This window comes from Halochromatium glycolicum (genome assembly GCF_016584085.1).
Lineage (GTDB): Bacteria > Pseudomonadota > Gammaproteobacteria > Chromatiales > Chromatiaceae > Lamprobacter > Lamprobacter glycolicus.
Map to the genome: position 1 here is coordinate 12,814 of NZ_NRSJ01000051.1, position 20,286 is coordinate 33,099.

19 protein-coding genes and 1 pseudogene are annotated in these 20,286 nt (G+C 65.9%); 9 read left to right on the plus strand and 11 right to left on the minus strand.

The annotated features are described in order from the left end of the window. The first annotated feature begins 258 nt into the window (after nucleotides 1-258). Nucleotides 259-585, plus strand: a complete 327-nt coding sequence (locus CKO40_RS20215; protein WP_420827402.1) for an ISAs1 family transposase — start codon at nucleotides 259-261, stop codon at nucleotides 583-585. A gap of 42 nt (nucleotides 586-627) precedes the next feature. Here the strand turns inward: CKO40_RS20215 and CKO40_RS20220 are convergent. After that, nucleotides 628-1,722, minus strand: a pseudogene (locus CKO40_RS20220) (ISAs1 family transposase). Nucleotides 1,723-1,883: 161 nt separating this feature from the next. Between CKO40_RS20220 and CKO40_RS20225 the strand changes: the two are divergent. Continuing rightward, nucleotides 1,884-2,348 (plus strand): Calx-beta domain-containing protein, encoded by a 465-nt coding sequence (locus tag CKO40_RS20225; protein ID WP_242477209.1) that lies wholly within the window; start codon nucleotides 1,884-1,886, stop codon nucleotides 2,346-2,348. A 377-nt stretch (nucleotides 2,349-2,725) separates the two neighbouring features. On the opposite strand, the gene CKO40_RS20230 is transcribed toward CKO40_RS20225, so the two are convergent. The 5 genes from CKO40_RS20230 to CKO40_RS20250 all read right to left on the minus strand — a co-directional run bounded on the left by CKO40_RS20230 (nucleotide 2,726) and on the right by CKO40_RS20250 (nucleotide 7,243). Further along, nucleotides 2,726-3,760: a succinylglutamate desuccinylase/aspartoacylase family protein gene (locus CKO40_RS20230; RefSeq protein WP_200348258.1), complete on the minus strand. Its 1,035-nt coding sequence runs from the start codon at nucleotides 3,758-3,760 to the stop codon at nucleotides 2,726-2,728. A gap of 51 nt (nucleotides 3,761-3,811) precedes the next feature. Further along, nucleotides 3,812-4,717: a 30S ribosomal protein S6--L-glutamate ligase gene (gene rimK, locus CKO40_RS20235; RefSeq protein WP_200348259.1), complete on the minus strand. Its 906-nt coding sequence runs from the start codon at nucleotides 4,715-4,717 to the stop codon at nucleotides 3,812-3,814. Further along, nucleotides 4,717-5,772: a hypothetical protein gene (locus CKO40_RS20240; protein WP_200348260.1), complete on the minus strand. Its 1,056-nt coding sequence runs from the start codon at nucleotides 5,770-5,772 to the stop codon at nucleotides 4,717-4,719. Before CKO40_RS20240 ends, rimK begins: the two co-directional genes overlap by 1 nt. Continuing rightward, the gene (gene lspA, locus CKO40_RS20245) at nucleotides 5,772-6,320 is read right to left on the minus strand and encodes a signal peptidase II (RefSeq protein WP_200348261.1); all 549 of its coding nucleotides are present in this window, start codon (nucleotides 6,318-6,320) and stop codon (nucleotides 5,772-5,774) included. The genes CKO40_RS20240 and lspA overlap by 1 nt, the downstream gene beginning before the upstream one ends. A gap of 110 nt (nucleotides 6,321-6,430) precedes the next feature. Continuing rightward, nucleotides 6,431-7,243: a dienelactone hydrolase family protein gene (locus tag CKO40_RS20250; RefSeq protein WP_200348262.1), complete on the minus strand. Its 813-nt coding sequence runs from the start codon at nucleotides 7,241-7,243 to the stop codon at nucleotides 6,431-6,433. Between the two features lie 223 nt (nucleotides 7,244-7,466). Between CKO40_RS20250 and ppc the strand changes: the two genes are divergently transcribed. The 3 genes from ppc to CKO40_RS20265 all read left to right on the plus strand — a co-directional run bounded on the left by ppc (nucleotide 7,467) and on the right by CKO40_RS20265 (nucleotide 11,938). Next, a complete protein-coding gene (gene ppc / locus CKO40_RS20255) occupies nucleotides 7,467-10,262 on the plus strand; it encodes a phosphoenolpyruvate carboxylase (RefSeq protein ID WP_200348263.1) in 2,796 nt (931 codons plus the stop codon). Beyond that, nucleotides 10,259-10,804, plus strand: coding sequence for a protein N-terminal glutamine amidohydrolase (locus CKO40_RS20260; protein ID WP_200348264.1), 546 nt, complete (start codon nucleotides 10,259-10,261; stop codon nucleotides 10,802-10,804). The genes ppc and CKO40_RS20260 overlap by 4 nt, the downstream gene beginning before the upstream one ends. A gap of 207 nt (nucleotides 10,805-11,011) precedes the next feature. Beyond that, nucleotides 11,012-11,938 (plus strand): amino acid ABC transporter substrate-binding protein, encoded by a 927-nt coding sequence (locus CKO40_RS20265; RefSeq protein ID WP_200348265.1) that lies wholly within the window; start codon nucleotides 11,012-11,014, stop codon nucleotides 11,936-11,938. On the opposite strand, the gene CKO40_RS20270 is transcribed toward CKO40_RS20265, so the two are convergent. The 3 genes from CKO40_RS20270 to CKO40_RS20280 all read right to left on the minus strand — a co-directional run bounded on the left by CKO40_RS20270 (nucleotide 11,939) and on the right by CKO40_RS20280 (nucleotide 14,972). Next, nucleotides 11,939-13,732, minus strand: a complete 1,794-nt coding sequence (locus CKO40_RS20270; protein ID WP_200348266.1) for an ABC transporter transmembrane domain-containing protein — start codon at nucleotides 13,730-13,732, stop codon at nucleotides 11,939-11,941. A gap of 264 nt (nucleotides 13,733-13,996) precedes the next feature. Next, nucleotides 13,997-14,233, minus strand: coding sequence for an HP1242/YdcH family protein (locus tag CKO40_RS20275; protein WP_200348267.1), 237 nt, complete (start codon nucleotides 14,231-14,233; stop codon nucleotides 13,997-13,999). Nucleotides 14,234-14,453: 220 nt separating this feature from the next. Next, nucleotides 14,454-14,972 (minus strand): OmpH/Skp family outer membrane protein, encoded by a 519-nt coding sequence (locus CKO40_RS20280; protein ID WP_200348268.1) that lies wholly within the window; start codon nucleotides 14,970-14,972, stop codon nucleotides 14,454-14,456. Nucleotides 14,973-15,209: 237 nt separating this feature from the next. Between CKO40_RS20280 and CKO40_RS20285 the strand changes: the two genes are divergently transcribed. The 3 genes from CKO40_RS20285 to CKO40_RS20295 all read left to right on the plus strand — a co-directional run bounded on the left by CKO40_RS20285 (nucleotide 15,210) and on the right by CKO40_RS20295 (nucleotide 17,361). Continuing rightward, nucleotides 15,210-15,737, plus strand: coding sequence for a DUF2058 domain-containing protein (locus CKO40_RS20285; RefSeq protein WP_200348269.1), 528 nt, complete (start codon nucleotides 15,210-15,212; stop codon nucleotides 15,735-15,737). An 86-nt stretch (nucleotides 15,738-15,823) separates the two neighbouring features. Continuing rightward, nucleotides 15,824-16,582 carry a TatD family hydrolase gene (locus CKO40_RS20290; protein WP_200348277.1) on the plus strand — a complete coding sequence of 253 codons (759 nt, stop codon included), beginning with the start codon at nucleotides 15,824-15,826 and terminating at the stop codon, nucleotides 16,580-16,582. 32 nt (nucleotides 16,583-16,614) lie between these two features. Next, nucleotides 16,615-17,361, plus strand: a complete 747-nt coding sequence (locus CKO40_RS20295) for a tRNA threonylcarbamoyladenosine dehydratase (protein ID WP_200348270.1) — start codon at nucleotides 16,615-16,617, stop codon at nucleotides 17,359-17,361. A 371-nt stretch (nucleotides 17,362-17,732) separates the two neighbouring features. Here the strand turns inward: CKO40_RS20295 and CKO40_RS20300 are convergent, their stop codons facing one another. Together CKO40_RS20300 and CKO40_RS20305 are read right to left on the minus strand one after the other, a co-directional pair. After that, nucleotides 17,733-18,545 (minus strand): flagellar motor protein MotB, encoded by an 813-nt coding sequence (locus tag CKO40_RS20300; RefSeq protein ID WP_200348271.1) that lies wholly within the window; start codon nucleotides 18,543-18,545, stop codon nucleotides 17,733-17,735. 11 nt (nucleotides 18,546-18,556) lie between these two features. Continuing rightward, nucleotides 18,557-19,363, minus strand: a complete 807-nt coding sequence (locus CKO40_RS20305) for a MotA/TolQ/ExbB proton channel family protein (protein ID WP_200348272.1) — start codon at nucleotides 19,361-19,363, stop codon at nucleotides 18,557-18,559. Nucleotides 19,364-19,711: 348 nt separating this feature from the next. On the opposite strand from CKO40_RS20305, the gene CKO40_RS25475 reads away from it, so the two are divergent. Then, nucleotides 19,712-20,074 (plus strand): PAS domain-containing protein, encoded by a 363-nt coding sequence (locus CKO40_RS25475; RefSeq protein WP_200348273.1) that lies wholly within the window; start codon nucleotides 19,712-19,714, stop codon nucleotides 20,072-20,074. The last annotated feature ends 212 nt before the right edge of the window (nucleotides 20,075-20,286 follow it).

The following is a 20,286-nucleotide window of genomic DNA, read 5'->3' on the forward strand; positions in this document are numbered from 1 at the left end:
CGACCGGAAATTGGTCACGTTGAGATCGGAATCGGCGGTCACGTTCGTCGGAATAGGCACACATAGGCGGGGCCTGCATGCCCGTCGGGCGCGACCAAGCCATCGATGCGGCGCTCGAGGCTTTTCAGGGTCAGCGAGCAGACCAGGGCAATCGCATCAAAATATTAGCGGATACTGTTAGGCACTCCATCCTCCATCCTCCATCCTCCATCCTCGATGATCCCCGCCCTTTGTTTGGACGGTTAGGGGATGCCAGCCATGGGTGACCTGAGTGTAGAACGATCGATCATGCATCATTTTGCCGCCTTGGAGGACCCGCGCAGTCCGACTCAGCGTCGGCATCTGCTCAACGAGATACTGGTTATCGCCATTGCGGCGATGCTGGGCGGCGCTGATAGCTGGGTGGGCGTGGCGACGTTCGCCACGGCGAAGGAGGCGTGGTTGCGCACCTTTCTGACGCTGCCCCATGGCATCCCCTCGCATGACTCCTTCGGGCGCGTATTTGCGCTGATCGACCCGGAGCAGTTTGCCGCCTGCTTCCGCCAGTGGAGTGCAGGGCAATCGCATCAAGCTTTACTAATATGAGTCTTCCCTGATATTTCTGCGTTCTCCTTGTTCTTGGGCCACTCAAAGAGCAGTGTTGCGAGATAATCCTCGTTGCAGGCGGCCTTCAAGCGTTTGTTCTGCAGCCCCCACCTTGGTGTCATCATTCTTCAGCCGTGAGAGGGCGAGGTGACGCAGCACGGCGAGGTTCTCACGCGCCACCGGCTGGCGAACGCGGCACTCATCCTCGCGAAAAGAGATGTCGAGATTCCAATGCAATCCGCTTTCGATACCCCAGTGGCCACGCACCGCGTGGGCAAAGCGTGCAGCGCTGGTGCCGATACTGCCGATGAAATACCGGGTTTCGATCGAGACCTTGCCGTCGATTTCGCGGCGCGATTCGACCATGCCAATCATGTTCATCGCCTCCCACAGTTTGCTGCGAGGCACGCCAGAGAGATCACCCAGGGTGCGGTAGCGACGGGTCTCAAGACGGCCATGTCCACGCTCGACGGTCTCCAGGAACGCCGAGTCGACACCTTCATAGTCCCTGGCATCGGCATCAATGAACGCCTCCTCGACCTCGGCGGCCAGCGTTTCCTGGTTGCCCTTCAGCGATAGCACTTAGTCGCCGCCCTGCGCGATGATCTGCTCGGCAATCTTGGTCTGACAGCCCATGGCATCGATGGTGACGATACAGCCTTCCAGCTTCAGCTACTGCACCAGCCGCGGGATCGCCGTGATCTCATTGGATTTCGCCTCGGTGGCAACCTGCCCGAGCACCACCCGGTTGGTCGTCGCCCAGGCACTGACCAGGTGCAAGGCCGCTAACCCCTTGCCGCGATCGTGCGAGCCGCGCAAGCACTTGCCATCGACGGCCACGATCTCATCGGGAATCAACGCCGCCACCGAGGCGCTCCACTGGCGAAAGCAAGCGGCGAACTGCTCCGGGTCGATCAGCGCAAACACGCGCCCGAAGCAATCATGCGACGGGATGCCATGAGGCAGCGTCAGAAACGTGCGCAGCCAGGTCTCCTTCGCCTTGGCGAACGTCGCCACTCCCACCCAACCGTCGGCGCCGCTGAGGGTCGCAGCGATGGCCATCACCAGCATCTCGCCCAGCAGATGCCGGCGCTGAGTCGGACTGCGCGGGTCCTCCAGGGCGGCAAAATGACTCATGATCGATCGCTCTACGCTCAGGTTGTACACGGGTGACAGCTCCCAACAGTCGACACAAAAAGCCGGCCACCATCCTGTCAGCAGAAAGAGTGGTCAAACAGTATAGGCTAATATTAGGCTAATATATTGATGCGATTGCCCTGAGCCCCGACCTCGATGGCTTGCTGAACAGCACATTCGGCGAGCTTGCTGGTTGGCAGCGCGTTAGCGCGCAACAGGAATGGATCGACCAAAACCTCCGTGCGCAGCTACCCGGCGCCCCGACTCGTCCCGCTGAGATCGAGCAACGGGTCGTCGAAGGGGATTATGGAACGCATTACGCTTACTCTCTCTTGTCCTTTAACGGGACACGCGAGGAGCCGAGCTCGGTGTTGAGCGTCGATTATGCGACCCGCGATGGTAGTGCGACCGCAGGTACAGACTACCTGGCCGTGGAGGGTACCCTGAATCTCTATCCGGGCGAGGATCAAGCGGTAATCCCGGTGGAGATCATCGGTGATCGTGCTGCTGAGCCGGACGAGGTGTTTTACCTGGATGTGACCAATCCGGTCGGCGGGGTCTTCCCTGGGGGGGCGGTCCAGCTTACTGCAGTTCGCACCATCGTCGACGATGACGGCCTGTTCTGACTGCGTTGCTGAGGGGCTGAGCAGTCGATCGGCCAGCTTGAGGTTGATGCCGAGCATGGCTAGCTAAGGCGATTTCTGTCAAAGCTCATACCGCCTTGCTGGTCTTTTCGCTCGCCTTCTTCGTCGCGCCGCCGGTCACATAGCCCGGCTATGCTCCCGGCGACGCTCCTCGAAGGCAAACGACAATCCTGCGCAATTCGGTACGAGCTTTTCCGGCAATCGCCTAAGATGGTTCGAGCTCGAGCATTGGGACAGCTGGAAGCCAGCGATAATGTCTTCGCCGAATACCTTTGGGGGCCGGCTCAGCGTACCCGCTTGAGGCCATAGCGTTTGATCGCGCCCAGGTCGACGTCCAGGATGGGCGCTGAGAGGGGCTGTCAGTCGATCGGCTCTTCTAGCGGGTCGCCGGGATCGAGCGAGTTCTGGAAGTGCTCGACCGCGTCGGCGATGGCGTCGGTCTTGAAGCGGGCGATGTGGAACAGGGCCTCGCCCTCGGTGATCAGTGGCAGGTTCATCCGGCCGATTACGATACCGGCCGCCGGCGAGGTGACGGGCTCTTCACCATTGCCGAAAGGATCGGCGATGGTCGCCAGGCGCTCGCCCTTCTCGACCCAGGCGCCGAGCGGGCGGGCGAAGCGAAGCATGCCGCTGGTGTGGGCCCGCGCCCAGGTGCTGGAGCGGGCGATCACCGGTTTGTGCGGCGAGCGCGGACGGCGTGCGCTGTCGCGGATCATCCCGAGCCGGCGCATCACGCCGAGGATGCCGCGCACGCCGGCGCGGATCGAGAGCTCGTCGAAGCGCAGGGCCTCGCCGGCCTCGTAGAGCAGGACCGGGACGCCGGCGGCGGTGGCGGCGGCGCGCAGCGAGCCGTCGCGCAGATCGGCATCGAGGATCACCGGCGTGTCGAAGGCCCGCGCAAGGTCGGCGATCCCGAACTCGTCGACGCGGGCACGGATCTGCGGCAGGTTCTCGCGATGGGCGGCGCCGGTATGCAGATCGATCCCGAGGTCACTGTCGACGACGACCTCGCTCATCAGGGTCGCAGCGAGGCGCCCGGCCAATGAGCCGCCCTCGGAGCCGGGGAAGCTGCGGTTCAGGTCGCGCCGGTCTGGCAGATAGCGCGAGTGGCGCACGAAGCCGTAGACGTTGACCACCGGCACCGCGAGCAGGGTGCCGCGCAGGTTGCGCAGGGCGCTGCTGGCGAGCAGCCGGCGGATGATGGCGATGCCGTTGATCTCGTCGCCATGAACGGCGGCGGTGACGAACAGGCGCGGGCCGGCCCGCCGACCGTGCACCACGTGCAGCGGCAGCACGACCGGGTTCTGGGTGAACAGGCTCGGCAGCGGCAGGTCCAGCCGGCGCCGCTCGCCCGGGCGGATGAGGGTGTCGCCAATCTGCAACCGGGTCGTCATGCGCTCGTCCCAAACGCAGCGAGCACGGCAGGCGGCGACGGTGCCGCCGCGTCAGCCCTTGCCACGGGTGCGGGTCTTGCCGCTGCCGGCGTCCTTCTCAATGAACGAGATCATCTGCCCGGCGATGTCCTTGCCGGTCGCGGCTTCGATCCCTTCCAGACCCGGGGAGGAGTTGACCTCCATCACCACCGGCCCGTGGTTGGAGCGCAGGATGTCGACGCCGGCGACGTTGAGCCCCATGATCCGGGCCGCGCGCACCGCTGTCGAGCGCTCCTCCGGGGTGATCCGGATCAGCTCGGCGCTGCCGCCACGGTGCAGGTTGGAGCGAAACTCGCCGGCCTTCGCCTGCCGACGCATCGAGGCGACGACCTTCTCCCCGATCACGAAGCAGCGGATATCGGCGCCCTTGGCCTCCTGGATGTACTCCTGCACCAGGATGTTGACCCTGAGCCCGAGGAAGGCCTCGATCACGCTCTCGGCGGCCTGGCGGGTCTCGGCGAGCACGACGCCGATGCCCTGTGTGCCTTCCAGCAGCTTGATCACCAGCGGCGCGCCGCCGACCATCTTGATCAGGTCCTCGATATCGTCCGGCGTATGCGCGAAGCCAGTGATCGGCAGGCCGATCCCGCGGCGCGAGAGCAATTGCAGTGAACGCAGCTTGTCGCGCGCCCGGGTGATCGCGACCGATTCGTTCAGCGGGTAGACGCTCATCATCTCGAACTGGCGCAGCACCGCGGTGCCGTAGAAGGTCACCGAGGCGCCGATGCGCGGGATCACCGCGTCGAATCCGCTGAGCTGCTCGCCCTTGTAATGGATCGACGGGGCGTGGGAGGTGATGTTCATGTAGCAGCGCAGCACGTCGACGACACGCGCCTCATGGCCGCGTTCGCGAGCCGCCTCGGCGAGCCGGCGCGTCGAGTAGAGCTTCGGGTTTCGCGACAGGATGGCGATCTTCATCAGGGCTCCGGAGGAGTTGCTGCCAGGGGGAACTGCTGCTCGCTGTCCGCAGCGAGGCGCGCGCGCGGGAAGCGCACGCGCATCAGGATGCGGCCAGGCTTGGTGGGACTCACTGCACGCATCAATTCGACCTCGCGTGCCCGCGGGTCCTCGCTGTCGCGAAGGACGTTCATCCGATCCAGCCAAACGCGCATCGGCTCGAGCTGAAGCGACTCTTCGGGAAAGGCGAGGAGCTCGATGACACGCTCGAAGTATTGCTCAAGATCGCTCAGACCGCGCCGCGCGACGACCAGGGCGCGCTCGGTTTCGGTGATCTTGGCGCTCAGGCGCTGGACCTCGGCGAGATTCTGGTTCCTGGTGGCCAGCAGCAGGTCGATCCCGTCGGCGCGCGGCTGAATGACCTTAAGCTTCAGCTGCAGCATGCGCAAAGTCTCTTCATAGCCCGCGATGCGCTCCTCCTGGCCGGCCAGGCGGCTGATCCCGAGCGAATGGATCAGGTCCGAGATCGGCCGCCGCAGCGACAGATTCAGGCGGACGAGATCGCTGTCGACGGCGGCGATCTCGAGATCGGTGAAGCTGAGCGTGGTCTGCTTGACATCGTGCTCAAGCCGGTCACCCCGGACCTCGACACCGAGCTGGGTGCGCTCCTTGGGCCTGGCGAGCAGCAGACCGAAGAGCTCGGTCGCCTCGTCTTCCTGATGCTCCTGCAGCCACTTGCGGACCACCGGGCCCGCAAGCGTCTCGCTCAGCGTGCTCGGTTCTTTGAACAGCAGACTGAGCAGCGGATCGGTTGCCCAGCGGTCCTTGTCCAGCGCGATCGGTCCCGGCAGCTCGTCGATCAGCGCGATGCTGTAATCACGAATGCGCTCCACCACCGGGGCCAGCCGCTCGTGATGGTGCGGCAGGCCTCGCAGTTCCGGCTCCACCTGATCGATGAGCCGGTCGGTTGCGAGATGCAGTGCCTCTTGATACCGCTTGCGCTCGGCACGCTCGACCCAGGGCCGGGTCAGCCGCGAGCGCAGGGCGAGGAACAGCTGAGGCGGGAACAGGGCCATTACGGCTTGTGGTTGTCAGAATCCGGCATCCGTTGGCGATGCTCACCCCGGGGCTCACCCCGGGGCTCAGCTCGGTTCTCAGCCCGGAGGGTCTCGAGCAAGAGTAGCGCGACTCCGATGCTGATTGCACTGTCGGCGACGTTGAATGCCGGCCAGGGATTGAAGAGGCGTAGCGGGATGAAGGGAAGATAGACCTGAATGAAGTCGACGACATGACCAAAGACGACGCGGTCCACCAGGTTCCCGACAGCACCGCCGATGATCAGCGCGAGGCCCGCCGCCAGCAGTCGCTCCTCCTGCGCGAGACGCAGCAGCCAGATGATCAGTCCGACGGTGACCAGCAGCGCAAACCCGGCGAGCAGCCAACGCTGCCAGCCGCCGGCCTCGGCCAGGAAGCTGAACGCGGCACCGCGATTGAACATCAGGGTCAGGTTCAGGTTCGGGATGACCTCAAGCACCTGAAACGGCTCGAGCAGGTGAAGCAAGAGCCACTTGGTCGCCTGATCCAGTGCGAGGACCGCGACGGAGAGCCATAACCAGTTCTTCATTGGATGCGGTAGATTCCTTAGGCTGAGCGCCGCATGGGAAACAGACGGTCGTGGGCTGCCGCCGGACCGCCTGCCGCGCATTGAGGCAGTCTTGGTGCCTCCTAGCGCGCTCAGTCGCTGAAGACCTCGTCGAAGAAGGTCTGCATGCGCTGCCAGGAGCGCGCGTCGGCCTGGGCATCGTAGCGAAGATTCTCGATCCCATACTTGGCGGCGTCCGGGTTGGTGAAGCCATGGCGCACGCCGCCGTAGAGATCCATCTCCCAGTTGGCGCCGGCGGCTTCGAGCTTCTCTTGAAAGTGGGTCACGACCTCGGGCGCGACGAAGCTGTCGGCCTGTCCGTGCAGCACCAAGATCTCGGGCTCGATCTTGCCATGGCTCTCCTCCGGTGCGGCCGGCAGTGAGCCGTGGAAGCTGACCACGCCATCGAGATCGGCACCGCCATAGGCCATCTGCAGCACGGTGCCGCCGCCGAAGCAATAGCCGATGGCCGCGATCCGCTCCGGATCGAGATACGCGCTCGCCTTGAGCTGATCCAGCCCGGCGCCGGCGCGCAGCCGCCACAGCTCGGGGTCGACTGTGACCTCCTGCATCCATTGCTGTGCTTGCGAGGGGTCGTCTGTGACCTGATCATTGCCGTACATGTCGGCCGCGAAGGCCACATAGCCAAGCTCGGCGAGCATCTGAGCCCGCTGTTTCGCGTAATCGTTCAGGCCCCACCACTCATGGATCACGAGCACGCCGGGGCGCGCGCCGTCGATGGCGTCGTCCCAATAGAGGTAGCCGGTGAGCGGGACGCCTTCGTCTTCGTAGCTGATCGCTTTCGATTGGACCTCGGCTATCGCGCTCGGGGCGGTGAGTGTCAGCGCGAGGGCTGAGGCGGACGCAAAGGCCAAGTAGCCGGGACGGTGGGTGAGCCAACGCATAGACAGTCTCCTCGTGTGGAAGCTGGTGACCGAAGGATTGCGGCCCCAGACGATAGACGGATTGCGCTGGCGCCGACAAGCGCCGCTGTTTTCATTGTCAAGAGCGCGGGTTAGACTGAACCGGCCTGGCCGATCCGTTCGGCTCCCCGCTGGCCCGTGGCGATCCCCGCCGATGCCGACTTGCTGGTCCTGCTCCTAATCCCGGCTCCGATCCTGTAATGCGATGAATGAACCTCAGACGTTGTCCGGTTCCGAGCGCGACATCGCGCTGTTCGCGACCTTGCTCGGCGAGGTGCTGCGCGAGCACAGCCGCAAGCGCGTGCTGGTGGTGGTCGAGCGCCTGCGCGAGGGGTTCCTGAAGCTGCGCGAGCAGGATGATCCGGAGCTGCGCGCCAAGCTGATGAAGCGTATCAGCGGCCTGGACCCGCAGACCCTGTCCGAGGTCATTCGCGCCTATACGATCTACTTCAGCCTCGCCCATCTGGTCGAGGATGTGCACGCCTTCCTGCACCGGCGCTCGTTGATCAGCGCCGGCGGGCGGCTTTGGCGCGGGTCGTTCGATCACACGCTGCGGCAGTTCCAGGCCGACGGGATCGACGCGGTCCAGCTGCAGCGGCTGCTCGATTCACTGGCCTATCTGCCGGTGTTCACCGCGCACCCGACCGAGGCCAAGCGCCGCACCACGCTCGAGACCCATCGGCGCATCTTCCTGCTGACGCTGGACCTGCACCGGCACAAGCTCAATGAAGAGGAGCAGCAGGATCGGCTCGGCCAGATCCTGAGCGAGATCCAGGTCCTGTGGAAGACCGATGAGGTTCGGGTGCACAAGCCGCAGGTCACCGACGAGGTGCGCCAGGGGCTCTATTTCTTCCGCGAATCGCTGTTCAAGACCCTGCCGCAGGTCTACCGCAACCTCGAGCGCGCGGTGCGCCGCCTCTACGGCTCCGACAGTCGCATCCAGGTGCCGAGTTTCGTCGGTTTCGGCTCCTGGATCGGCGGCGACCGCGACGGTAACCCGTTCGTGAAGCCGGAGACCACCGAGCTGGCGGTGCGCATGCATTGCGAGCTCGTGCTCGAGGAGTACATCGCCCGGGTCGCGCGACTGACCCGCATCCTGAGCCATTCGAGTACCCTGGTGCAGCCCTCGGCACCGTTCCTCGACAGCCTGGACGACGACGAGGACTACTGGCTGCACACGATGCGCCAGACCCATCGCCGCTATTTCCACGAGCCCTACCGGCGCAAGCTGTTCATCGTCCGCCATCGCCTCGAGACCACGCTGGCGCGGGTGCGGGCGCGGATCGAGGACGATCAGAGTCCCGAGATTCTGCCCGAGGGCTACCCGGACGAGTGCGAGCTGCTCAATGATCTCTATCTGATCCGGGATTCGCTGATCAGCCATGGCGATGCGAATGCCGCCGACGGCGAGCTCAAGGACCTGATCCGGCTGGTCGAGACCTTCGGCTTCCATCTGGTGCATCTGGATGTGCGCCAAGAATCAACGCGCCACACCGAGGCGGTGATCGAGCTGTTCGCGCGTCAGGCCGGAGCACCGCTCTATGAGTCCTTCAGCGAGGAGCAGAAGCTGGTCGCCCTCGGCGAGGCGATTGCGCACCCGCATCCATTCCATATCGACAAGGGTACCCTGACGCCGGAGACGCGCGAGACGCTCGAGGTGTTCGAGTCGATGGCGCGGATGCGCGCCGAGATCAGCGGCCAGGTCTTCGGCGCCTATGTGATCTCGATGACCCACACCGCCAGCCATGTGATGGAGGTGATGCTGCTGGCCCGGCTCGCCGGGCTGGCCGGCCGCACCCCCAATGGCTGGTTCTGCAACCTGCGCGTCTCGCCGTTGTTCGAGACCATCGAGGATCTCGCGCACATCGATACGGTGATGTCGGCGCTGTTCGAGAACCCGACCTATGCGGCGCTGCTGGAGGCCTCCGGCAATCAGCAGGAGGTGATGCTCGGCTACTCGGACTCCTGCAAGGATGGCGGCATCCTGTCCTCGGCCTGGAACCTCTACGAGGCGCAGGAGAAGATCATCGCGCTCGCCGAGCGTCAAGGGGTCAGGTGCCGGTTGTTCCACGGCCGCGGCGGCACCATCGGCCGCGGCGGCGGGCCGACGCATGAGTCGATCCTGTCGCAGCCTGAGAACACGGTCCACGGCCAGGTCAAGTTCACCGAGCAAGGCGAGGTGCTCTCGTACCGCTACGCGAACCCGGAGACCGCGCTCTATGAGCTGACGATGGGCATCAGCGGCCTGATGAAGGCGAGCCGCTGCGTGATCCAGCCGGCGCCGAAGCCGCGCAACGATTATCTCGGGATCATGGAGGAGCTCGCTCGGCTCGGCGAGGCGCATTATCGGGGGCTGGTCTGCGGCACCCCGGGCGCACTCGACTACTTCTACGAGGCGACGCCGGTCGATGCGATCGCATTGCTCAACATCGGCTCGCGACCCTCGCATCGGAAGAAGGCGGACCGCTCGCTCGGCTCGATCCGCGCGATCCCCTGGGTCTTCGGCTGGGCGCAGGCGCGCCATACGCTGCCGGCCTGGCTCGGCATTGGCAGTGCGATCGAGCAGTGGCGCGGGACGGACCTCGAGCGGCTGGCCAAGCTGCAGCGCATGTACGAGGAATGGCCGTTCTTCCGCGCGATCCTGAGTAATACGCAGATGTCGCTGTTCAAGGCGCAGATGCAGATCGCCCATGAATATGCCCATCTCGCCAGTGACCGGGAGCGCGCCGAAGCGATCTACAAGCTGATCGCCGACGAGTATCAGCGCACCCTGACCCAGGTGCTCAATGTCGCTGGACTGCATGAGCTGATGGAGGAGACGCCCGAGCTGCAGCTCTCGCTGGCGCGGCGCAACACCTATCTCGACCCGCTGAATCACATCCAGATCACGCTGCTGAAGCGCTACCGTGATGAGCAGAGCGAGGAGGAGCGCAAACAATGGCTCGACCCGCTGCTGCGCTCCATCAATGCGATCGCGGCCGGCATGCGCAACACCGGATGAGCCCGAATCGCGATCCCGGGCCTGTTTTGGCGCGTCGCTACCACCCCTTCTACTGCGAAGAGAACATCTGGTGGCTCTGTGCCGAGCCGGCGCTCGGTGCCGAGCTCGCTCAGGTCATCTTTGTTGCGAGCATTGGCGGGGCCTGTCCTGTCGCCGAACAGCGTGCTGGCGGCCCCGACGGTGTTGCCTGGTGGGATTACCATTGCATCGGGCTCGATACCGACTCACGCATCTGGGACCTCGACTCGCGCCTCCCGGTGCCGGTGCCGGCCAAGGACTGGTTGACGCGCAGCTTCCCGGCGGCTGCCGAACTGCCCGAAGCGCTGCAGCCGCGCTTCCGTCTGGTGCCGGCGGCCAGTTATCGCGCCGAGTTTGCGAGCGACCGTCGCCACATGTGCACATCCGACGGCGGCTGGCTGCACGCCCCGCCGCCTTGGCCCTGCATCGGTGAGGGCTGGAATCTGGACCGTTATCGGGACGTTCGAGACCCAGCGGGGCCCGGGCGGCTGCTCGAGCTCGAGGGCCTTGCGGCCTCTATTTGACCCGGGTGTGCACGGCATGCAGACGCGACATCATCTGTTGCCGCCGGCATGGCCTTGATCACGCCCTGGTTGCGCCAGCGGCTGGACCTAAGGGTGTCCTGCCCCGGACTCACGGCGCCGCCCTGCCTGGTTGCGCCAGCGGCTGGACCAAGGGCGGCAATGCAAGTCTCTGATTTGAAGGCTTTAAATGGTTCATGAGTGACTGTGATGCGAGGTATTGAGCCAGCCGATGATCAAGGCCGCCGGCATTGGGTACCCGGCCTGGCGGATATCGGCCGTCGCCGGCGCGCGTCGTTGTTCGTGCTAGTGCTGGCCGCTTGCTGGCAGCTGTGCGCTGCGGCCGATGTCGGCGCGCTGGATCGGATCGGCGCGGCCGAGACCATCCGGGTTGCCTATGCGCCCAACGCCTATCCGATCTCGTTCAAGGACGCAGCCGGCGTGCCGCGCGGTTACGCGATCGACCTGTGCCGCCAGGTCCTCACCAGCGTCCAGGGCGCGCTTGGCCTTGAGGCATTGGAGATCGCCTGGATCGCCGGGAATACGCCGCGTCGAGTCGCCGCGGTCGCGAATGCTGAGGCCGATCTCGAGTGCGGCACCACGACGATGACGCTCGCGCGCCAGCGCCGGGTCGATTTCTCCAATATCGTATTCGTCGAGTCGGGGGGCGTCCTGGTCCGCAGTGATCGCGGTCTGCGCGGTCTCGCAGACCTGGACGGCCTCAGGGTCGGCGTGGTCCCCGACACCACGACCGAGCGACGGTTGCGTCTGGAGCTCAGCGAGGCTGGGGTCGATGCGGAATTGGTGCCGATCCGGGATGCCAAGGATGGTCGCCGGCGCCTGCTCGAGGATGAGCTGGATGCGATTGCCGGGGATCGCTTGGTGCTGATCGGTCAGGTCGCCAAGGCCGGAAACGCGGAGCGGTTTGCGATGCTCGACGTCGATGTCTCGATCGAGCCCTATGCCTTTGCGTTGCCGCGCAACGACGCCGATTTCCGTCTCGAGGTCAATCGCGGGCTTGCCGAGGTCTACCGCAGCGGCGAGGTGGATCGGATCTTCCAGCGCTGGTTCGGTGAGGAATCACAGCCGACGCGGCTGCTCGAGACGGTCTATTTCCTCTATGGTTTTGCCGACTGATCAGCCCGCGTTGCCGTCCTGGAACTGCAGCGCCGCGAGGCGCGCATAGAGCCCGTCCTCGGCGAGCAGCTCCTGATGGCGGCCGCTGGCAACGATCCGGCCTTGATCCAGCACCAGGATGCGATCGGCGTTGCGGACCGTCGCGAGCCGGTGCGCGATCACCAGGCTGGTGCGCCCCTGCATCAGGTGGGCAAGGGCGTCCTGGACCAGCCGCTCACTCTCGGCATCGAGCGCGCTGGTGGCCTCGTCGAGCAGCAGCACGGCGGGGTCGCGCAGGATGGCGCGGGCGATGGCGATGCGCTGGCGCTCACCGCCGGAGAGCCGCACACCGCGCTCGCCGAGGAAGGTCCGATAGCCATCGGGTAGGCGCATCAGGAACTCGTGGGCGTGGGCGGCGCGGGCCGCGGCCTCGACGGCTTCGTCGTCGACATCGAGCCCGTAACGGATATTCTCGAGCGCGTCGGCGCCGAAGATCACCGGGTCCTGCGGCACGATCACGATCTGCCGGCGGAATTCGGACGGCGGCAGCTCGCGCAGATCGACCCCGTCGAGCCGCAGGCTGCCCTGCTGCGGGTCGTAGAAGCGCAGCAGCAGGTGGAACAGCGTCGACTTACCAGCGCCGGAGGGGCCGACGAGGGCGATCTGCTCGCCGGGCGCGATCTCGAGATCGATGCCGGCGAGCGCCGGATGCTCGGGCCTTGACGGATAGGTGAAGGCGACTGCCTGCGCTTTGACCCGCCCCTGCGCCGGTGCCGGCAGGCGTGTCGGCGTCGTGGGGGCGGTGATCGAGGGCGCGGTCTCGAGCAGCTCCATCAGCCGCTCGGCAGCCCCGGCGCCGCGCAGCAGCTGCCCGCCGATATCGGATAATGCGCCGATATTGCCGGCGACCAGGATCGCGTAGAACAGAAAGGCCGAGAGCTCGCCGCCGGTGAGCCGGCCGGCGAGCACCTCGCGGCCGCCGAACCAGAGCACCAGGCCGATGGCGCCAAAGGTCAGCAGCGTGACCACGGCGCTCAACAGGGCGCTGTTCAGCGACCGGCGCATCGCGGTGTCGAACGCGTCCTCGACCCGTTCGGCGTAGCGCGCCCGGTCGACCGGCTCGTGACAGAACGCCTGCACGGTGCGGATACCGTGCAGGGTCTCGTCGACATAGGCGCCGACGTCGCCGATGCGATCCTGACTGAGCCGGGAGAGCCGGCGCACACGATGGCCGAGGACCCAAGCCGGTACCAGCACCACCGGCACGCCGAGCAGCACCAGCGCCGTCAGCTCCGGGCTGGTCACGGCGAGCATCAGGACGCTGCCACTGGCGAGCAATGCGCTGCGCAGGCCCATCGCCAGGGTCGAGCCGACCACGATCTGCAGCAGGGCGGTGTCGCTGGTCAGCCGGGAGATGACCTCGCCGGTGCGGGTGGTCTCGAAGAACCCGACATCGAGCGCCAGGGCGTGATCGAATACCCGCCGGCGCACATCGGCGACCACGCGCTCACCGAGCCAGTTCAGCAGCCAGCTGCGCAGACCCACCGCGACGCTCAGCAAGATCACGACCAGCAGGAACAGCAGCAAGGCCCGGTTCAACGAGCCCGGTGAGCCATCGGCCAGTCCGGTGTCGACGACGTTGCGAATGACCTGGCCGAAGGCGAGCAGGGCGCCGGCGGCGAACAGCAGGGCCGCAAGCGCGAGCAGCAGCCGCCCGAGATAGGGTCGGGCGAAGGCGAGCAACCGCAGCAAAGGTCGCAGCTGCCGGCTGCGTGGCCGATCCGTCGAATCGGCTGAGGTCGGAGACGAGCGCATGGGCGGATCTCGGAGCGACGCGTGGGTGGGTCGAGCGGCAACCGAAAGGGCCGGGGCGCGGGGCGGCAACAGGGGATGCGGTTTGCCAGATGCGCGGGCGAGCGGCGTTCGGCAGGACTGCGGCAGCGCGCCGCAAAGGTCGCCGCGGGTCCTCGGAGCAGGGCTCTTGGCCGCGGCGGACTGGGTCAGGCGCAGCCGCCCTGTCTCGGTGGGCAGCGGCGCTGATGCCTAGGGTCTGGATGCCCCCAGGGCCTGGAGACTCGGTCAGTTGCGCAGTAGGTCGTACAGCCGGTCTTTGAGGAGCAAGCGCTCCTTCTTCAGGTCCTCGATGGTCTCGTCGGCAACCGGGGTCCCCAGCTCTTCGAGCTTCCGCACGCGTGCATCGAGCGCGTCGTACTCGTCCATCAGTTTTGCGAATGCGGCATCGTTGGCGCGCATCTCGTCGATCTTGCCTTCGAGCTCCGGGAACTCGTGGAGCACATCATGAATTTCTCCAAGCATCGGCTTGCGATCCTCCGGAACGGCGCCGCGGCGAAGGCGCCGGTGTCGTATTGAACGGTTGATATCCGGGCTGCGGCGCCGCTGCAAGCAATGCGCGCACCGCCCTCGCGAGGATTGTAAACCAGCCGTCATGCGCTGCCGGCAGCAGGGGTCGAAAAAGCTGATCTGGGTTAGCAAAACGGCCGAATCCGGGGCCGTTTTCAGGGTTTGCCCGGGCGCTTCAGTCGGTGTTGGCGTTCATTGTCTTGATGACCTCATCGGTGATGTCGCCTTCGTCGTCCAGATAGACCACGCCCGACTGGTTGGCCTCGAACACGGCGTCCAGCTTACGCTTCTTCGCGACGCTGATCACGGCCTCACGGGCCGGCTGCAGGATCTTGTTGCCTTCCTGCTGCTGGGCTTGGGCGAGCTGGCGCTGGATCTGGGTGAACTCCTCTTCGAACCGCTTGATCCGCTCGCGAAGTTCGGTCTCCTTCTTCTCCACCTGCTCTGCGCTCATCAGCGGGCGATCGCGCTCGAGCTGCTGCTGCATCTGGCGGATCTCGGCCTCTTCCCGGGCGAACGCCTGCTGCTCGCCGCCGAAGCGCTCCTCCAGGTTGGCCTGCGCCGCCTTCCCGAGATCGCTCTCCTCGAGCACGCGCTGCATGTCGACATAACCGATCTCGCTCGCCAACACCGGCGCAGCGAGCAAGAACGCGATCAAGACCAATAGGGTACGGTGAGTCAAACGGCGAATCATTGCTGAGCTCCTCAAGAGGGACGGGTCGCCTCCGCGGTGCGAAGGCCAGGGTATCGAGCGCGCGATTGTATACCGCAGAGCAGCACTGATTCAGCGGGCCGGCGTCTGACTGAGCCGTTCCAAGACACCCAGGAGCCACGCACCGGCGCGCACAGGCGGCGAGCGGCGTTACAATCGGGACTGAAATTGATCAGCCGTTGGTCGAGTGGGCGCGGAAAGCGCCGGAGGATCAAGCGCATGGCAGGCTCCCTGCAAGAGCAATTGGTGAAGGCCGGGCTGGCGAGCGAGCAGCAGCTCAAGCAGACCAAGTCGAAGAAGCGTAAGCAAAAGCGCGCCGGCGGTGATTCGGCCGGCGCCGCACAACGCCGGCAAGCGGAACAGGCGGCAGCCGAGAAACGGCAGCGCGACCAGGAACTGAACCGCAAGCGTGACGAGGAGGCCAAGCGCAAGGCCGAGGAGATCGCGCTCTGGCAGCTCGTGCGCGACCATCGCATTCCGCGCTCGGACGGCGATACCGCCTACAACTTTTCCGACGGCAAGGCGCTCAAGCGACTCTACGTCAGCGCCGAGCAGCATCGGGACCTGGTCGCCGGCAAGACCGCCATCGTGCGCCACGATGACTTCTACGAGCTGGTCCCGGCGGCAGTGGCCGAGCGTATCGCCGAGGTCGATGCGGCGGCGGTGCTGGTGCACAACCGGGACAATCCGGATGAAGGCGACGACGAGTACGCCGAATATAAGGTCCCCGATGACCTGATGTGGTAGCGCGATCAGCGGTTCGCGGCGCCGGTGCGCGTCGGGTCCAGCCTCGCCAATCACCGAAGAGACGGAAACAGAGACGGCAGGCGTTGTTGATCGATACCCATTGCCACCTCGATGTGACTGATTTCGACCAGGATCGCGACCAGGTGCTGCAGGCCGCGCGTGCAGCCGGCGTCGCCGCGATCGTCGTCCCGGGCATCGATGCCGCCGGGTGGGACAAGCTCCTGCGGCTCTGCGCCGACGCCGAGGACCTGTATCCGGCGCTCGGGCTGCATCCGGTCTATCTGGAGCGGCATCGCGACGCCGACCTCGCCGCGCTCGAGCAGCGGCTCGGCGAGGCGCAGCCCGTCGCGATCGGGGAGATCGGACTCGATTTCCATGACAAGGAGGCCGATCGGGCGCGCCAGCTCGAGCTCTGCGCCGCGCAGCTCGCCATCGCGCGCGCTGCCGGGCTGCCGGTGCTTCTGCATGTGCGCAAGGCCCATGACGAGATGCTGCGGCTGCTGCGCGAGACACCGGTCGTCGGCGGGACCGCGCATGCCTTCAACGGCAGCCTGCAGCAGGCGCAACAGTATCGCGAGCTCGGCTTCTGTTTGGGCTTCGGCGGCATGCTGACCTTCGAGCGCTCGTCTCGGTTGCGCCGGCTCGCCAGCGAGCTGCCGCTGGATGCGATCGTGCTCGAGACCGATGCGCCGGACCTGACCGTCGCCTCGCATCGCTATGAGCGCAACAGTCCGGCCTATCTGCCCGAGGTGCTGTCGGCGCTGGCCGAGGTGCGCGACGCCGATCCCGCCGAGGTCGCACGCCAAACGACGGCCAATGCGCGCCGGCTGTTGGCGCTGCACTGACGCGCCTTGAGCAGACAAGGCGGTCCTGGCTGATGTCGGCGCAATGGGTCTGCGGCCCGCTGACGGAGCGTACCCGCGTCCTCGTCGGCCAGGCGGGTGTCGACCGCCTGGCCGAGACCCGCGTCTTCGTGGCCGGGCTCGGCGGGGTCGGGTCGTTCGCCGCCGAAGCACTGGTGCGCGCCGGGGTCGGCGAGCTGGTGATCGCCGATTTCGATCGGGTCGCGGCGTCGAACCTGAACCGTCAGCTCTGCGCGCTCCACAGTACCCTGGGCAGGCCGAAGGCCGAGGTGGTCCAGGCGCGGCTGCTGGATATCAACCCCGACTGCCGAGTGACCCTGATCCAGGAATTCCTGGCCGCCGAGATGCTGCCGGCTCTGGTTGCCGAGGGCGGATTCGACCACGTGGTCGATGCGATCGACAGCCTGAGCAGCAAGCTGGCGCTGCTCGCTGCGGCGCTGGAGGCGGCGGTTCCGGTCGTCAGCAGCATGGGCGCGGGCGGCAGGCTGGACCCGGCCGGCATCCGAATCGGCGACCTGATGGACAGTGGCGGCTGCCCGCTGGCGCGAAAGGTGCGCCGGCAGCTGCGCCACCGCGGCTATGGGCGCGGGATCACCGCGGTCTGGTCGGAAGAGCCGCCGCAACCACCGTTGCCGCCTGAGCCGACCGGCCGTGGCCGTCCGCGGGCCGTAAACGGGACCATCAGCTATCTGCCCGGGCTGTTCGGTCTGACCATGGCCGGAGTGGTGGTGCAGCGCCGCCTTCAGACAGCGCAAGGTTGAGTCGGGTCTGGCCGGCTTGCCCCGCTCGCCGGTGCATCGTGCCAGGAATACCGGGAGCCTTTGTCTGCCACCAGGCTTTTAGCACTGTAGGAGCCCGCTTGCGCACGACCAGGCCTTGGCGCTGTAGGAGAGCCTGCTTAGCGGGCGACTAGGCCGCGCTCGCGGCGACGAAGATCGCCGCGCAAGCGGGCTCCTACCTCAAGACCATTGCGGGCAGCGACAATCGGTCTTGGGATTTCCGCTGTCTTGCGCTAGCAAGGACCGGATGCCTCGGCCGTTCGTTGGCAAGCGACCGGACGACGGAGCCGCTGAGCCGGGTAGCTGAGCCGGGCAGCTGCGCTAGGACTCTGCCGCAGCGGAGCACGCCAGTGCTATGCGCCGTCTCCCAGCTCGCGCTCGATCGCCTCGCCGGCACGGATGGTCAGCTCGACGCGCCGGTTGCGGGCGCGTTGCTCCGGTGTGTCGTTGGGCACCAGCGGGCGGGTGTCGGCGTGCCCGCGAACAAGCAGCCGCCAAGGCGCGAGGTCCTCGTTCTCCAATAGGGTGTCCGCTACCACCGCGGCGCGCATCGCCGAGAGCCCCCAGTTGCTCTCGAAGCGCGCGTTGCTGATCGGCACATTGTCGGTATGGCCGTCGATCGCGATGTAGCCGGGTATCTCGATGAACTCTTCAGAGAGGGTCCTCAACAGGGCCGCGAACGAGGGACTGATCTGCGCTGATCCCGAAGGGAAGCTGCCCTTCTCATCGATGCGGATGACGATGTCGCGGCCATCGCGCTCGACGCGCACATTGCCGTCAGGGTTGGCCTCGCGAATCTTCATCTCGATGCGCTGCTCGATCTCGCCCAGCCGCGACTCGACACGCGAGTTGATCTGGCCGGCGGCCAGGGTCGGGTGCTCCTGGGTGGTCTTCTGGCGGACCTCATCGAACGGGATCGGCTGCGGGCGCCCGGGCGAGAACTTGCGCATGACCGGGCTGGTGCCCAGGGGGATCGCGTTCGCCTCGACCTCCTGCTGGACACCGAATGCCCGGGCGAGCTCGCCGGCGAGGCGCTTGAAGCGGATCGCATCGATCTCGGCGAACGAGAGCATCAGCACGAAGAAGGTCAACAGCAGCGTCATCAGGTCCGCGTAGGTGACCATCCAGGCCGGCACCTTGCTGCATCTGGCGGGCTTCTTCGGCATCGTTCGGCCCTCTACGGCATCTCTGGCTGCTCGGCACCGCCGCCAGCGGCCTCATTGTTGGCCGCCTCACGCTTGTCGCGCTGCTCTTTCGGCAGATAGGTCAGCAACATCTGCTCGACGACGCGGGGGTTCAGCCCTTGCTGGATCGCCAGCAGCGCATCGGCCCATAGGGCCTGCAACCGTTCCTCCTCGACCGTCCTCAGCTCCAGCTTCTCGGCGATCGGGTGGGCGATGATCTGCGCGATCAGTACCCCGTAGAGGGTCGTCAACAGCGCAACCGCCATCGCCGGACCGATCGAGGAGGGATCATCCATGTTCGAGAGCATGTCCACCAGTCCGATCAGGGTCCCGATCATCCCCATCGCCGGCGCCACATCGCCCATCAGCTGGAAGGCGCGCGCACCGGCCCGGTTGCGCTCGAGGGTCATCAGGCGCTCCTTGTCCAGCACGTCCTTGAGCATCTCCGGCGAGTAGCCGTCGGCCAGCATCTGCAGCCCCTGGGCCAGATAGGCCGAGCTGGTTTCATGGTCCTCCAGCGCGAGCAGCCCGTTCTTGCGCGCCGTCTTGGCGACCTCGAGCATCTCCTCGATGGTGGCGCTTAGGTCCGGGAGGTTCATCTTGAAGGCCTTGACGACCGCCTTGGCTGCCAGGCGGACCTCCGAGAAGGTCATCTGTGACAGCACGATCATCGAGGTGCCGCCGACGACGATGATCAGGCTGATCGGGTTGACGAAGACCATTGGCGAGGCGCCGAGCGAGATCGCGATCACGACTAGGATGATCGCGCCCACCATGCCGATGATCGTTGCTAAATCCATTCGATAACCTCGCTGACAGACCGCGGCGCCGGACGTGCTGACCGGGGCACCTTGCACCTATTGCCGCAGCGAATCGACAAAACGACGCCGACCTGGGACGGGCAGTGGGTCGGGCTGCTGCGGCGGAACGCAATCAGCCTGCATGATACGTGTTTTGAATCCGTTCCACAGTGCACAGTGCCCTATTTGGCATCGCGATGCAGGCGGTCGATGCGGTGTGCTGTCCGCGGCGCAAACCAAGGCCGCAAGCAGCGGCCCGGGAGTGCTGAAAACCCGGCATGCTGAGGTCGCAACAGCCCGGCCGCTCGCTTATGCTGTGCCGCCAGTCGTCAGCCGAGGCGCATGGCGATGGACGAGAATTCGGTGCCCGTTGATCTGATATTCGTGCTCGAGGCGGATGGCACCATTGTTGATTTCTACCAAGCCGAGGGCGCAGCACTCTATGTGCCCGCGGAGGTGTTCCTCGGCAAACGACCTGAGGATGTGCTGCCCGCGCATATTGGTCAGGCGTTTCGGGAGACTGTCGAGCGCGCGTGGAAGGAGCAGCGCTCGATCTCGTTCTTGCGCAGCTCGCGTGTGCGAGTGTCGACCAGCTCATCGAGGCGCCGGCGCGCGCGCTCGCCAAGCCAGATCAGGGCGGCCATCAGCCCCAGGGCGAGCAGCACGACCCCGAACAAGGCCCCGAGCACCGGATTGCGCAGGGCGCGGTAGGGGGCGAGGGCCTCGGCCTGGTCGATCTCGGTGGCGATGCCGACGCCGAGGCGCTCCAGCCAGCGCCAGACCCCGATCACCGGTACCCCGCGGTAATCGCGATAGCCCTCGGCATCGACCCCGCTCGCGCCATTCAGTGCCGCTTGCGCCATGCGCGTCAGCGGCCATTCCGAGGCGGCTTGGTTCGGGGTGTAGCCGGCTGTCAGATCGCC